This window comes from Curtobacterium sp. MCBD17_028 (assembly GCF_003234875.1).
GTDB lineage: Bacteria > Actinomycetota > Actinomycetes > Actinomycetales > Microbacteriaceae > Curtobacterium.
The window spans coordinates 206,876-220,323 of the sequence record NZ_QKTQ01000004.1 but is presented as its reverse complement, the minus strand read 5'-3'; the positions used below and the strand labels follow the sequence as shown (position 1 = coordinate 220,323).

Genomic DNA, 13,448 nt, shown 5'->3' with positions numbered 1-13,448 from the left:
ATCTCGAGGGGGTGCTCGCGGCGCGTCGTGCGACCTCGGGAGGGGACTGGCGCTCGCCCTCCCATGCGGAACCCCGCTCAGGACACCGAGTCGGGCGCGTCCGGGTTCGGGACGACCAGCCGGTGTCCGAGGGTGTGGAGGACGAGTGTCACCGTCGCGGTCGCCACGGCGAGACCGAAGAACACCGTACCGACGCCGAGGTGCACCGCACTGGTCGTGAGGCTGAACGCGTCGAAGCCGCCGAACCCGTGCACCTCGTCGTACGAGCGCACCCAGAACACCACCGCGGTGACGACGAGCCCCAGCGTGAGGACCCAGAGGGCGAACACCGGCCGGTTCGCGAGCCAGCGCGGCGGCGATGGACGTGGGGACGTCGGGTCAGGCCATGAGGGCGACTCGGACATGACGGCATCCTGGCATGCGCGCGGGGGTGGGGAGGGCCTCCCGATCGGGGGGCGTCTGCCGGGCCGCGCATGCGGCGGCCCCTGCGGTAGCGTGCGCTGACACGACGACGCGGCCGACCGGCCGCAGAGGGGACGCCGCCGTGACCAACGCCGACCACCGGTCCGACACCGTCGACCGATCGGACCCGGACCACCAGTACGAGAACGCGATCGGGGAGCGCCTCGGAGATCCGGTGTGGGCGCGTGTCCGCCCCCTGGTGTTCCGCACGATCATCGGCGCCGTCGTGGCCGCCGGGTTGGTCGGTGTCGTCGCGGTCCTCATCGGTGACTTCGGGCTCGTCGCGATCCAGCTCCTCCTCACCATCACGGTCGTCATCGTGTTCGCCCTGCTGTCCTGGTACGACGCCGACGTCTCCGCCAAGCGCTCCGGCGCGTTCGCGATGGCGAGCGTGGCGACCTCGATGTACCTGCTCGTGGCGGGCCTCCTGGAGGTCTGGGTGCTCCACGACGGCCCGTACGGTGCGGACGTGTCCACCGTCGGGGAGCAGTTCTGGCAGTGGATCGGCGCGGTGCTCATCGCCCGCGCCGCACTGCTGCACGTGCACCTGCTGCTCGTCATCCACCGCCGCTACCCCACGCCGCTCCTGCAGGTGGTCGCCAAGGCGACGGTCGTCGTCATCGCGGTGATCGCCGTGCTGCTGTCGATCCCGGTGCTGTTCTCGCGCACGCACTTCGCCTCGGGCTACTGGCGCCTGGTGTGGGTGCTCGCGATCCTCGATCTGCTCGGCACCGTCCTCGTGCCCCTGAGCAACGCGCTGTTCCGTCCGCGTGCCGACGATCCGTACAGCCTCACGACGGACGGCGGCGGCGCCGCTCCGATGCAGTCGGCCGACCGATCGGCGTGGGGCGTCCCAGGCGGGGCCGTCACGCCGGTCAGCCCCGTCGGCACGAGCGATGCCGACCGGGCGGCGCGGTCGGCGCAGGCACCCGTGCCGAACCTCCCGACCGGCTGGGACTCGGTGCCGGCGCCGGTCGTGCCCGAGCAGATCGCGCCCGACTCGTCCACGAACACAGCCGCGTCGTCGTCCGTCGGAGCGGGGACGCGCGTTCCCGCGGTCGTGCGCGGTCGAGACGGCCTGCGGTACGCCGCGGCCCCACCCGTCGAGCGGGTCCTCGCGTGGCCGCGGTACGTCGACGGAACGCCGCTGCCCGCGTTGCCGGACGGATCGCCCGACTTCTCGCAGGTGGCCCGTGCCTGACCTGCGGGCGGTCCCCTCGAGCCTCGACTCCTCGGTGGTCGCCGAGATCGACGCGCGGCTCGCCAGGGTCGAGACCGAGCACGGGGTCGCCGTGGCGTGGGCGATCGAGAGCGGGAGCCGCGCGTGGGGGTTCCCGTCGCCCGACAGCGACTACGACTGCCGCTTCCTGTTCGTCCGTCCCCGGCATCGCTACCTGGCTCTGTGGCCCGACCGGGATGTGATCGAGACCCCGCTCGACGCCGTGTTCGACGTCAACGGGTGGGACCTCGCCAAGACGGTGCGGCTCCTCGTCCGGGGCAACGCCGTCGCGATCGAGTGGCTCCGGTCGCCGATCGTCTACCGGGGCGACGAGGGGTTCCGTGACCGGATGCTCGGGTTCGCGGGCGAGGTCATGCAGCGCGGCGCGATCGGCCGGCACTACCTCCACGTCGCCCGGCAGCAGCAGACCGGTTCGCGCACGCTCAAGCGGTTCTGCTACGTCCTGCGGTGCGCCACGACGCTCCGCTGGCTCGACGACCACCCGGACGGTGTCCTGCCGCCGATGGACCTGCCGACGTTGCTCGACGAGACCACCGTGTCGGCCGAGGTCCGCGACGCGAGCGCCGCGCTGATCGCCGCGAAGGCAGTGACGCGCGAACTGGGGACCGGAGCGCCTCCCACAGTGCTCCAGCGGTACGTCGACGAGGAACTCGAGCGTTCGGCGTCGTTCGACCAGCTCGACGCGGCTGCGGACGTCGCCGATCGTCGCGCGCGTGCCGAGGCGTTCTTCCGCGCGGAGGTCGAGCGCGTGCACTGACGGCGCGGTGCCGGGTCGACGTCACGTGCGGGAAACACGGGCGCGGGATGATCGTCGTCATGACTCCAGCCGAGCCTGGGGACGCCGTCACGCCACAAGCGACCATCGGCCTCCCCGTCACCGTGTCCATCACCCGCCTCGTCGAGCCCGACCGCATCCCGGAGGTCACCCGCTGGGTCCAGTCGGGCGTGAACCTCGCGAACCGCTACCCGGGGTTCCTGGGGTCCGGATGGGTCCGCTCGCACGCGACCTCGCGCGAGTGGCACATGCTCTACCGGTTCGCCGACCACACGACCCTGGCGACGTGGGAGAACTCGGACGACCGGCTCCGGTGGCTCGACGAGGGGCGCGACCTCGTCGTGGAGTCCCGGGTGGAGAAGCGCACGGGGATCGAGGGGTGGTTCGACGTGCCGCGCGATGCGCCGTCGGACAGCGCACCGCCCCGGTGGAAGCAGGCGGTGTCGATCTGGCTCGGGTTCTTCCCGGTGAACCTCGTGTTCACGCTGCTCGTGACCGCGTTCGTGCCGTTCTGGCCGACGTTCCCGACCGTGCCGAAGGTCCTGCTGACGACGCTCGTCCTCACGCCGATCATGACGTTCTGGGTGCTGCCGTTCGTGACCCGGCTCATCCGCCCCTGGTTGCTCGCGCCGCGGCGCTGACGGCCGCCCCGTGATCGGGTGCGGTCGCCAGCAGGTCCGCGACGTCGGCGAGCACCACCTCGACCCCGACCTCGGCCACGAACGACGGGTCGTGCTCGCAGCGCTCCGCGGTCCAGCCGACCTGGGTGACGTCGACGCCGCACACGGGGCAGTGCGTCGTGAAGCTCATCTCGACCCGGTGGCGCCCCCGGTCGAACGGCGCCGCGTTGACGACGTTGCCGAACCAGAAGATCCCGACCGTGCGGGTGCCGACCGCGACCGCGAGGTGCCGCGGCCCCGAGTCGTCGGCGACCATGACGTCCGCGATCGCGAGTGTCCCCGGGAGCTCCCCGAGGCCGAGCACCCCCGCGAGGTCGACGATCTGCCCGGGGCTGTCCGGACCCGCGATGTCGGTGGCCGAGCGCGCGATGGTGATCGCCGCCTCCCGGTCCGACTCGTCGCCGACGACGATGACGACGTCGCCCTGGGCCATGCGGGCGGCCGCCACCGCGGCGAAGCGTTCCTCGGGCCAACGGCGCCGAGGGTCCGTCGCGCCGGGGTGGACCGCGACGACCCGGCGCCCGGCGAGCGGTGCGCCGATCGCGTCCTCGATCCGGGCGACGGCGGCCGCGCGCTCGTCGTCGGACACGTGGACGACGGGATCGAGCACGACGGGTGCGGCACCGGCGAGCCCGGCGACCTCGAGCGCCCGGAGCACCTCGTGCTGGTAGTAGACGTAGCGGACCCAGCGCTCGAGGACCTCGGCGTCCTCGGTCGCGGTGCCGACGGTGTGTCGTGCGCCGAGGCGCAGCAGGAACGGATTGGAGTTCCGGCCGCCGCCGTGCACCTGGACGGCGAGGTCGAAGCGCCCGTGCAGTCGGGCGGTGAACGCGTCGACCTCGGCGGGGTCGGACTCCTGCCCGGCGACCTCGCGGACACCCGGCGCCACGGGGAGCACCTCGACGGCGTCGATCGACGAGGGCCGGTCGGCGAGCAGCGCGGCGGCCATGGGCGTGCCGAGGAGGGTGATGCGGGCCTCCGGGTACGCGGCGGCGAGCGCGTCGATCGCCGGCATGGCGAACAGCAGGTCCCCGAGTCCACCGCCGCGCAGGACCGCGATCTCGCGCACGTCCTCGAACGCGGGCTGTGCTTGACCGATCGGGAACACCGGGCCTCCTCGTGGTGCGGCACGCCGGACGGCGCGCGGGTGCGTCCTCCTGTCTACCGGGAGGCGCTGGGTGGCGTTCCGCGCGTCGCGGTCACGTCGCCGGCGGGCGCCGCTCCCTGATCGGACCGCCCGATGCCGGTCGAACACCCGTGTTCCGCGGTTCGAACGGACGGGGCCGGTTCGGAGTGGCGCCGCGCGGTCAGGGCCGGAGGCCCGACACGAGCAGGTCGAGCAACCGCCCGACCTGCTCCTGGTCCTCCACGCCCGCGGTCGCGAGGAACACCCCGACCAGCGCGGCGGTGACGTCGTCGGCGGGGACCGCCGGGCGCAGGACGCCGAGGGCCGCCCCGGCGGCGAGGATCGTGGCGATCGCGGCGTTGACGCGCTCGCGAGTCCGGGCGCTCCCGACGGCATCGCGGAAGGCCCCGGCACGGAGGGTCTCGGTCATGCCGCGCTTCGTGACGACGAACGCGGCGTACCGGTCCATGAAGGTCCGCAGGGCGACGTCGGGCGTGTGGGTGGCGAGGAGTGGTTCGACGGTGGCGAGGACCGATGTGAGCTCGGTGTCGTAGACCGCGGCGACCAGGTCCTCGCGGGTCGGGAAGTGGCGGTAGAGCGTGCCGATCCCGACGCCGGCGGCGCGCGCGATCCCCTCGAGCGACGCGTCCTGGCCGGTGTCGGTGAAGGACGCGCGTGCGACCTCGACGATCCTGGCGCGGTTGCGCGCGGCATCGGCGCGTGGACGACGCGCGGGCGGGGGAGCGGGCGGGGGAGCGGACGACAAAGCGGAGGTACCTCCGGATCGGTGGTAGCGTCGCGGAGAGCGGAGGATCCTCCGTTTCCGACGACGACAGGAGCCATGATGGCAGACCACACGACGATCCCCGGAGGGACGGCGACGCTCGCCGGGCGCGCGATCGCTCGCGTCGGGTACGGCGCGATGGCGCTCGAACGGTTCGACGACGACCGGGAGGCCGGGGCAGCGTTCCTCCGTCACGCCGTCGAGCTCGGGGTGGACCACATCGACACTGCCGAGTTCTACGGCGACGGGGTCGCGAACGACGTCATCCGTCGGGCGATCGGGTCCTCGGACGCCGTGGCGGTCGTCAGCAAGGTGGGGGCGGTCCGCGTCGACGCGCCGATCCCGCTCGTGCTGGCGCAGCGACCGGAGGAACTCCGTGCGCAGGTCGAGGCGAACCTCCGCACGCTCGGACGCGATCGACTCGACGTCGTCAACCTCCGCCGCCCCGAGATCGGCCCCGGTCTCACCGTGCCGGACGAGGACCTCGTCGACCTCGACGACCAGCTGGCCGAGATGACCGCGATGCGCGACGAGGGGCTGATCGGCGGGATCGGGCTCAGCGCGGTGCGGATCGAGAGCCTCCGGCGGGCGCTCCCGGTCGGCGTGGTCTGCGTGCAGAACGCGTACTCCCTCGTCGCCCGCGAGTTCGAGGCGATGCTCACACTCTGCGTCGCCGAGGACATCGCCTGGGTGCCGTTCTTCCCGCTCGGCAGCGGGTTCCCCGGTCTGCCGAAGGTGACGGACGAACCCGCGGTGCAGCGGATCGCGGCCGAGCTGGGGGCCTCCCCGGCGCAGGTCGGCCTGGCCTGGCTGCTCGGGCACGCGCCGAACACGCTGCTGATCCCCGGAACGGCGAACGCCGACCACCTCGCGGAGAACCTGGCGGCGGGCGCGGTGGAGCTCACGGCCGAGCAGACCGCTGCCCTCGATGCGCTGGCGCCAGCGGCCGGCGCGCAGCGCTGACCGGACTCACGGGCGCGCGGCCGCACCGTGCGCGGGTGGACTCCCGCGCTCAGGGCGCGTCGAACAGCCGATCCAGACCGCCCTCGTCGTCCGCGAGGGCGAGGACCTCGTCACCCTCGTGCAGGACGGTGTCCCGCCGCAGCCGGATGAGCCGACCCTGCCGACGCACGACGCTGATCCAGCCGTCCTCGCCGTCGAGGAGCTCGTCGACGCGGCGACCGTCCGCCTCGGACCCGTGCTGGACGACATGGCGGTGCAGTCCCTCCGGTTCCGCCGTCAGACGCATGCCGACCGCGAAGGGCTCCGGCTCGCGCACCCGCATCGGGATGTGGAACCGCCGGGCGAAGAACGGGACGAGACCGCCCTGCAGCACCACCGAGCACACCACCACGACGAAGATGATGCCGAACAGCCGGTCCGCGTGTGCCACGCCCGAGGCGAGGATCGAGAGTCCGAGCAGGATCGGCACGGCCCCCTTGAGTCCCGCCCACAGCACGAATGCGCGCTCACCCCACCGCAGGCGCAGGGGGATGGTCAGCGCACCGACGAACAGCGGCCGGACGACGAGGATCAACAGGGCCGCGATGAGGAGCCCCGGCAGGAGGACATCGGGTCGGACGACCGCGGCCACGTCGGTGCTCAGGCCGAGCAGGGTGAACACGACGATCTCCGCCAGGTTCGAGAACCCCGAGCTGAACCGGTCTATCTCGCGCTTGAACGGCGCGCGGACGTCGCCGATCAGGATGCCGGCGAGGAACACGGCGAGGAACCCGGACCCGTGCAGGAGCGTGCCCACCGCGTAGAGCACGACCGCGAATGCGAGTGTCCAGATCGAGTGCAGCGCCTCGTTCGGCAACGCGAGGCGCTGCAGGGCCCACCGGAGCGTCAGGCCGCCGAGGACGCCCACGGCCGTGCCGATCAGGAGTTGCAGCACGAACGTCAGGAGGCCCTGGGTCACCGCGTCGAGGCCGGCACCGGTCGCGGCGAGCAGGCTGACCATCAGCGCGATGCCGACCGGGTCGTTCGCGCCGGACTCACCCTCGAGGATCGTGCCGGACCGGCCCGAGATCTCGCGCTTGCCGAGCACGGAGAACACGACCGCGGGATCGGTGGGGGCGAGTGCGGCCCCGAGCAGCAACGACTGCTGCCACGGGAGCTCGAGCAGGAGGTGTCCAGCGAGCGCGACCCCCGCCGCGGTCACGGCGGTCCCCGCGACCCCGAGCCAGGTGATGGGGCCGAGCGAGTTCCGGAACCGGGACCAGCCGATGTGCATGCCGCCGTCGAAGAGGATGAAGACCAGCGCGACGCTGACGACGTGTTCGTCGAGCACGCGCGGAACGGTCTCGAGCACGGGGAAGAAGGACGACGCCGCGACCGCGGCGATGAGGAACAGCGCGGGCGACGGGACGCGGATGAGGGTGCTGAGGCGACTCGAGACGACGGCCGCGACCGCGGCGAGTCCGGCGAGCCCGACCGCCAGGGTGAACGCGTCGTCCGCGCTCACGGGCAGCGCTCGGCTCGTGGGGCGAGTGACATGGGATCTCCTCGGGAGGGTCGGTCGACGGATCGCCGACCAGTCTTCCCGGCACACCTCACGCGAACGCTCGTTCACCGTACTCCTCGCCCGCGCACCCGCCGGATGCGGACTCCAGGGCGGGCCGTGGTCGGGGGACAGGCGAGCCGAAGGGGGGCCGCGATCGCGGACAGTCCCGGGACGGAGGAGCAGTGTGGGTACGTGCGGACCGACGCCCGCGCGCGTCGACGATGACGGAACGCCCATGACCGTGCCCTCGGCCGGTCGTCCCCCTGACAGAGGAGCACCCTTGGCCCTGGACACCGCGATCGCCCCCTCCGAGCCCACCGTCGAGGACAGCCTCGCGCCCCGCGTGATCGAGGTGACCAACCCGCGCGACGGCAGCACCGCCTCCCGGGTCGAGGTCGCGAGCCCGGCGGAGATCGAGCAGGCGGTCGTGCGGGCGCGGACGGCGTTCGCGACCTGGTCCCGCACGGCGCCGGGGCAGCGTGGGGCGGTCCTCAAGGCCGCAGCGCTGCACCTGCAGGAGCGTGCCGAGGAACTCGCGGCGCTCAACACCCGCGAGACCGGCAAGGTCCCCGGCGACGCCCTCGGCGGTGTGCAGGCCGGCATCGACACGCTGATCCAGTACGCGGAGCTCGGCCCGCTGCACCGTGGCGAGGTCCTGCGGGGCTCGTTCGGCGCGACGGACACCGCCAAGCCGCACCCCCGCGGCGTGGTCCTCGCGCTGACGCCCTGGAACGACCCGGTCGCCGTCGCGTGCGGGATCCTCGGTGCCGCGATCGTCTCCGGCGACACCGTCGTGCACAAGGGGAGCGAGCGCTGCCCGGCCACGGCGGCCCTCCTCAACGAGATCCTGGCCGAGGCGCTGCCCGAGGGCGTCCTCGTCGGCATCACGGGTGACGCCGCGACGGGCGAGGCGCTGCTCGCCGAGCCCGGCATCGACGTCTACGCGCACGTCGGCTCGACCGCGACGGGTGACGTCCTCGCCGAGATGGCCCTGCGCACCCGTGCCCACGTCATCCGCGAGAACGGCGGGAACGACGCGCTCGTGGTCGACGACGACGTCGACCCGGCGTGGGCCGCCGGTCAGGCCGCGCTCGGCGCGTTCGCCAACACCGGCCAGATCTGCACGAGCGTCGAGCGCGTGTACGTCCTCCGCGAGGTCGCGGACGCGTTCGTCACCGCGCTCGTCGCCGAGGCCGAGGCGAAGACCGCCGCCGACGCCGACGGCTACGGCCCCCTGGTCGACGAGCGGATGCGCAACGTGGTCCAGTCGCACGTCGACGACGCGGTCGCCAAGGGCGCCCGGGTCCTCACGGGCGGCAGCATCCCCGACGGCGCCGGCACGTTCTACCCCGCGACGGTGCTCGTCGACTGCACGCCCGACATGCTCGTCATGCACGAGGAGACCTTCGGCCCGATCGCGCCCGTGCAGGTCGTCGACGACTTCGACGAGGCACTGCGCCTCGCCGCCGACGACCGCTACGGCCTCGCCGCGACGGTCCTGACGAACGACATGGAGCACGCGCTCCGCGCCGGCGACGAGCTCCCGGTCGGCACCGTCAAGGTGAACGCCGTGTTCGGAGGCGCTCCGGGCGGCAGCGCCCAGCCGCGCGGTGCGTCGGGTGCCGGCTTCGGGTACGGCCCGCACCTGCTCGACGAGATGACGACGACCACGGTCGTGCACCTCGAATCGGCGCCGCGCCGGAGCGACCGGTGAGTGGGGACCTCCGCGTCGTCCGGGAGGTCGTGGACCGCACCCGGGACCGGCGACCGCTCGTCGTCGTGGTCGGGGACGTCATCCTCGACCGCTGGAGCGTCGGTGAGGCCGAGCGGGTGAGCCGGGAGGCCCCGGCGCCCGTCGTGCGCGTCACCGAGGTCATCGACGTGCCCGGTGGTGCCGCGAACACCGCCGTGAACGCGCGGGCGCTCGGCGCGGAGGTCCGCATGGTCGGCCTGATCGGCGACGACGAGGCCGGGAGGATCCTCCGCGCCCGGCTGGCGGCCGACGGCGTCGACGTGTCCGGTCTGGTGCCCGTCTCGCACGGCGTCACGACCTCGAAGGCCCGGGTCGTCGGCGGCGACCGGATCCTCGTCCGCGTCGACGAGATCGCCGATCCCCCGACCGAGCAGGACACGATCGCCCTCGCCCGGGCCGTGACCGCCGGCATCCGCGGTGCCGACGCGGTCGTGGTGTGTGACTACGGGCTCGGGACGACCCCGGAGGCCGTGGTCCCCGCGGTGCTGCGCGACCGTCCGGCCGCCGTGGTCGTCGACGCGCACGACCTCGGCCGCTGGCACGACCTGCATCCCGACCTCGTGACGCCGAACTGTGGCGAGGCCGAGCAGCTCCTCGGCCGTTCCCTCGGGCAGGGGTCGGCTCGTCCCGCGGTCGTCGAGAGTCTCCGCGACGCCGTCCTCGCCGCGAGCGGTGCCCGGAACGCCATCGTCACGCTCGACAAGGACGGCACCGTGCTGCTGCCCGGCGACACCGCCGCTGACACCACCCCGGTCCGCACCCGCGCGACGCCGGCGTCCGAGCAGCAGGCGTCCGGCGCCGGCGACACGTTCTGTGCCGCCGTGTCCGTCGCGCTCGCCACGGGGACGCCCCTCGCCGACGCCGCCCGGTTCGCCCAGGCCGCCGCCGACGTCGTCGTCCGCGAGGCCGGCACCTCGATCTGCACCGCCGAGGCCCTGGTCGCCTCGGTCTCCGCCCCGGCCGACACGATCGTCGACCACGACGACCTGGCCGACGCCGTCGCCGCCGCCCGGGCCGCGGGCCGCCGCGTCGTGTTCACGAACGGCTGCTTCGACGTCGTGCACCGCGGTCACACCTCGTACCTGCGACAGGCCCGCGAGCTCGGCGACCTGCTCGTCGTCGCGGTGAACGACGACGACTCGGTCCGCCGGCTCAAGGGGCCGGAGCGGCCCATCAACACGGCGGAGGACCGTGCGGGCGTCCTCGCGGCCCTCGCGTCGGTCGACCTGGTCACCGTGTTCCCGACCGACACCCCCGTGCCGCTCATCGAGCGCTTGCAGCCCGACGTCTACGTCAAGGGCGGCGACTACTCGCCCGAGATGCTCACCGAGACCGAGGTCGTCCGTGCCTACGGTGGCGAGGTCGTCATGGTCGACTACGTCGCCGAGCACTCGACGACCGACGTCGTCCGCCGCATCCGCGAGTCCGCGCGAGCGGCCGCCGAGCGCGCCGCGGCCGAGACGGTCACCGACGCGGACGACGCCCCCGCGGCGACGGAGGCGACCCCGTGACGGCCGCACGCTGGTCGGGCGAGTGGGGACGGGCCTCCCGGCCGGCACCGGAGCCCGTGGTCGACGTGCTCGTGCCGACCGCCGGACGGGTCACCGAGCTCGCCACGACGCTCGCCGGGCTCGCCGGGCAGGACGAGCCGACGTTCCGGCTCGTCCTCAGCGACCAGTCGGTCGACGGTGCGCCGCTCGCCGACCCGAGCGTGCAGGCGATGCTCCGCGTCCTGGAGGCGCAGGGCCGCCAGCCGCTCGTCCTGCGGCACCCCGAGCGGCACGGGCTCGCCGAGCACCGGCAGTTCCTGCTCGAGCACGCGACCGCGCCGTACGTGCTGTTCCTCGACGACGACGTGTGGCTCGAGCGCGACTCGATCGCCCGCATGCTCGACGCGATCCGGCAGCTCGGCTGCGGGTTCGTCGGGTCCGCGGTGCAGGGGCTGTCGTACCTCGACGACCGGCGCCCGCACCAGCAGACGACGTTCGAGCGGTGGGACGGGCCGGTCGTGCCCGAGGTCATCCGGCGCGGCACGCCCGGCCACGACCGCTGGCAGCTCCACAACGCCGCGAACCTCGCCCACATCGCCGCGGACCTCGACGTCCCGCACGGCGGATGGGTGCCCTACCGGGTCGCGTGGGTCGGCGCGTGCGTGCTGTACGACCGCGCGGTGCTCCTCGACGCGGGCGGCTTCGACTTCTGGCGGGAACTCCCGACGGGCCACGCGGGCGAGGACGTCGTCGCGCAGTGGCGCGTGATGGAGCGCGCGGGCGGCGTCGGCATCGTGCCGTCGGGCGCCGTGCACCTCGAGTCCCCGACGACCGTGACGGACCGGTCGGTCGACGCGCCGGACGTCCTCCTTCCCCCGATCGACGCCGAGCAGGCGCTCGGTGTCGGACGACGGGAGCCCTGAGCCGCACCCGGTCCCTCCCGGGTGACGAACGGGTGGTCGTCCGACCATCCGGTGGAACGAACGACGAGGAGAACCCCATGGCAACGCCGAACCCGATCCAGATCCAGAAGTTCCTGAGCGGGATCGACTACCCCGCCTCGAAGGACACCATCGTCTCGACGGCCGAGAAGGAGGGCGCCGACGACGACGTGCTCAACGCGCTCAAGCAGATCCCGGACCAGGAGTACGACGCGCCGACCGCCGTGTCGAGCGCGGTGTCGGACGTCGACTGAGGCCGGTCCGCTCCGCGAGGGTGCACGACGCGCCGCTGCCGCTCATGGCGTGCGGCGGGTCGTGCACCCTCGTCGTTGCGGTGGCGGCAGGTCGTGCACCCTCGTCGCGCCGTGGTCGTCGGGCGCAGTACCGTCGGACCCATGGACCGGACCGACGACCGCACCGAGGAGCTCGCGGAGCGCCTCCGGGCGGCGATCGGGACCCTCGTCCGCATCGGTCGGGGTCGCGCCGACACGCTCTCGCCGGCCCACGCGGCCACCCTCGGTCACCTCGACCGTGAGGGTCCGATGACGACGGCCGACCTGGCGCGGCGCCGCGGCGTCCGCCACCAGGGCCAGAGCCGTACCGTCATCGAACTGGAGGCCCTGGGTCACGTCGCGCGCACCGCCAGCGCGACCGATGCGCGTGCGTCGGTCATCGGCATCACGGAAGCCGGACGGCTCGCGCTCACCGCGGACCGTCGGGCAAGGACGTCGTGGATGGCGCGGGCGATCGACGCCGAGCTCGACCCGGACGAGCGGGCTGCGCTCGAGCGGATGCCCGAACTCCTCGCCCGCATCGCGCAGCACACCGACGGCTGACCCGGCGGCCCCGTCCGCCTCCCCTCTGCGAGATCGCAGTCCTCGCCGCTTGGACGGTTGCCAGAACGGCGACGACTGCGATCTCCCGCGAGGAAGGTGTACAACATCGTTGTACACTTGACCGACGCCTACGACCAGGAGGACCCATGCGGCTCACGAAGTACAACCACGCGACCGTCGTGCTCGAGCAGGACGACGTGACGATCGTCATCGATCCCGGGACGTTCACGCCCGAGTCCGCCGAGCTCGTGCGCGGCGCGACGGCGGTGCTCGTCACGCACGAGCACTTCGACCACCTCGACACCGACGCCCTCCGCGCCGGACTCGACGCCGCCCCGGAGCTCCGCGCCTACGTGCCCGAGGGTGTCGCGGACCAGATCGGCGGCGACCACGACGGCCGGGTCGTGACGGTCGGCGCGGGCGACACGTTCACCGTGGGCACCGTCGAGGTGCGGGTGTTCGGCGAGACCCACGCCGTCATCCACCCGGACATCCCGACGATCCCGAACGTCGGGTACCTCGTCGACGGCATCGTCTTCCACCCGGGCGACGCCTACCTCGTGCCCGGGGTCGCCGTGCCGACGCTGCTCATGCCGACGAGCGGCCCGTGGTCGCACATGCGGGAGGCCGTCGACTACGTCCGCGAGGTCCGTCCCGAGCGCGCCATCCAGATCCACGAGCTGCTCCTCAGCGAGCCCGGGCAGCAGTCGACCGTGCAGTTCCTCGGTGCGGACGGCCTCGGCGGCGTGCCGATGTCGATCCTCCCGGTCGGCGAGTCGGTCGAACTCTGACCGGGGGACGACGAGCCTGAGGACACTGACGACGGGGACGACGGTCGAGGAGTTGGCTCGGAGC

Annotated in this window: 14 protein-coding genes; 10 read left to right on the top strand and 4 right to left on the bottom strand. The window is 73.3% G+C overall.

Annotation, left to right across the window (positions count from 1 at the left end; translation table 11 throughout):
* Positions 1-77: 77 nt before the first annotated feature.
* Complete coding sequence (locus tag DEI86_RS07245; RefSeq protein WP_146244877.1) at positions 78-404, bottom strand: hypothetical protein; 327 nt, start codon at positions 402-404, stop codon at positions 78-80.
* Between the two features lie 140 nt (positions 405-544).
* Here DEI86_RS07245 and DEI86_RS16830 point away from each other — a divergent pair, with 140 nt between their 5' ends.
* The 3 genes from DEI86_RS16830 to DEI86_RS07235 are packed head-to-tail and all read left to right on the top strand — an operon-like array spanning position 545 to position 3,118.
* Complete coding sequence (locus tag DEI86_RS16830; RefSeq protein ID WP_258376483.1) at positions 545-1,663, top strand: hypothetical protein; 1,119 nt, start codon at positions 545-547, stop codon at positions 1,661-1,663.
* Entirely contained in the window at positions 1,656-2,459 is an 804-nt protein-coding gene (locus tag DEI86_RS07240; protein WP_258376482.1) for a nucleotidyltransferase domain-containing protein, read from the top strand. The genes DEI86_RS16830 and DEI86_RS07240 overlap by 8 nt, the downstream gene beginning before the upstream one ends.
* Before the next feature lie 59 nt (positions 2,460-2,518).
* Complete coding sequence (locus DEI86_RS07235) at positions 2,519-3,118, top strand: antibiotic biosynthesis monooxygenase (RefSeq protein WP_111049225.1); 600 nt, start codon at positions 2,519-2,521, stop codon at positions 3,116-3,118.
* Here DEI86_RS07235 and DEI86_RS07230 read toward each other — a convergent pair.
* Positions 3,084-4,265: a glycosyltransferase family 9 protein gene (locus tag DEI86_RS07230; RefSeq protein WP_258376481.1), complete on the bottom strand. Its 1,182-nt coding sequence runs from the start codon at positions 4,263-4,265 to the stop codon at positions 3,084-3,086. The genes DEI86_RS07235 and DEI86_RS07230 overlap by 35 nt on opposite strands.
* A gap of 199 nt (positions 4,266-4,464) precedes the next feature.
* On the bottom strand, positions 4,465-5,049 hold the full coding sequence (locus tag DEI86_RS07225; RefSeq protein ID WP_111049151.1) for a TetR/AcrR family transcriptional regulator: 585 nt from the start codon (positions 5,047-5,049) through the stop codon (positions 4,465-4,467).
* Positions 5,050-5,127: 78 nt separating this feature from the next.
* Here DEI86_RS07225 and DEI86_RS07220 point away from each other — a divergent pair, with 78 nt between their 5' ends.
* Positions 5,128-6,030, top strand: coding sequence for an aldo/keto reductase (locus tag DEI86_RS07220; protein ID WP_111049223.1), 903 nt, complete (start codon positions 5,128-5,130; stop codon positions 6,028-6,030).
* Positions 6,031-6,079: 49 nt separating this feature from the next.
* Here the strand turns inward: DEI86_RS07220 and DEI86_RS07215 are convergent, their stop codons facing one another.
* Positions 6,080-7,534 carry a cation:proton antiporter gene (locus DEI86_RS07215; RefSeq protein WP_220038495.1) on the bottom strand — a complete coding sequence of 485 codons (1,455 nt, stop codon included), beginning with the start codon at positions 7,532-7,534 and terminating at the stop codon, positions 6,080-6,082.
* Positions 7,535-7,859: 325 nt separating this feature from the next.
* Here DEI86_RS07215 and DEI86_RS07210 point away from each other — a divergent pair, with 325 nt between their 5' ends.
* The 6 genes from DEI86_RS07210 (at position 7,860) to DEI86_RS07185 (ending at position 13,384) form a co-directional block, all read left to right on the top strand.
* Positions 7,860-9,287: an aldehyde dehydrogenase family protein gene (locus tag DEI86_RS07210; protein ID WP_375342165.1), complete on the top strand. Its 1,428-nt coding sequence runs from the start codon at positions 7,860-7,862 to the stop codon at positions 9,285-9,287.
* Positions 9,284-10,837: a D-glycero-beta-D-manno-heptose 1-phosphate adenylyltransferase gene (gene rfaE2, locus DEI86_RS07205; protein ID WP_111049148.1), complete on the top strand. Its 1,554-nt coding sequence runs from the start codon at positions 9,284-9,286 to the stop codon at positions 10,835-10,837. The genes DEI86_RS07210 and rfaE2 overlap by 4 nt, the downstream gene beginning before the upstream one ends.
* On the top strand, positions 10,834-11,739 hold the full coding sequence (locus DEI86_RS07200; protein WP_111010664.1) for a glycosyltransferase family 2 protein: 906 nt from the start codon (positions 10,834-10,836) through the stop codon (positions 11,737-11,739). Before rfaE2 ends, DEI86_RS07200 begins: the two co-directional genes overlap by 4 nt.
* A 77-nt stretch (positions 11,740-11,816) precedes the next feature.
* Positions 11,817-12,011, top strand: coding sequence for a DUF2795 domain-containing protein (locus tag DEI86_RS07195; RefSeq protein ID WP_111010710.1), 195 nt, complete (start codon positions 11,817-11,819; stop codon positions 12,009-12,011).
* Between the two features lie 141 nt (positions 12,012-12,152).
* A complete protein-coding gene (locus tag DEI86_RS07190; RefSeq protein ID WP_111010668.1) occupies positions 12,153-12,593 on the top strand; it encodes a MarR family winged helix-turn-helix transcriptional regulator in 441 nt (146 codons plus the stop codon).
* Between the two features lie 146 nt (positions 12,594-12,739).
* Positions 12,740-13,384, top strand: coding sequence for an MBL fold metallo-hydrolase (locus DEI86_RS07185; protein ID WP_111025771.1), 645 nt, complete (start codon positions 12,740-12,742; stop codon positions 13,382-13,384).
* Positions 13,385-13,448: the final 64 nt, after the last annotated feature.

Bases quoted from the DNA above. Each gene is read 5' to 3' on its own strand.
- DEI86_RS07245 (WP_146244877.1), bottom strand. From the start codon at position 404: ATGTCCGAGTCGCCCTCATGGCCTGACCCGACGTCCCCACGTCCATCG.
- DEI86_RS07235 (WP_111049225.1), top strand. From the start codon at position 2,519: ATGACTCCAGCCGAGCCTGGGGACGCCGTCACGCCACAAGCGACCATC.
- DEI86_RS07220 (WP_111049223.1), top strand. From the start codon at position 5,128: ATGGCAGACCACACGACGATCCCCGGAGGGACGGCGACGCTCGCCGGG.
- DEI86_RS07195 (WP_111010710.1), top strand. From the start codon at position 11,817: ATGGCAACGCCGAACCCGATCCAGATCCAGAAGTTCCTGAGCGGGATC.
- DEI86_RS07190 (WP_111010668.1), top strand. From the start codon at position 12,153: ATGGACCGGACCGACGACCGCACCGAGGAGCTCGCGGAGCGCCTCCGG.
- DEI86_RS07185 (WP_111025771.1), top strand. From the start codon at position 12,740: ATGCGGCTCACGAAGTACAACCACGCGACCGTCGTGCTCGAGCAGGAC.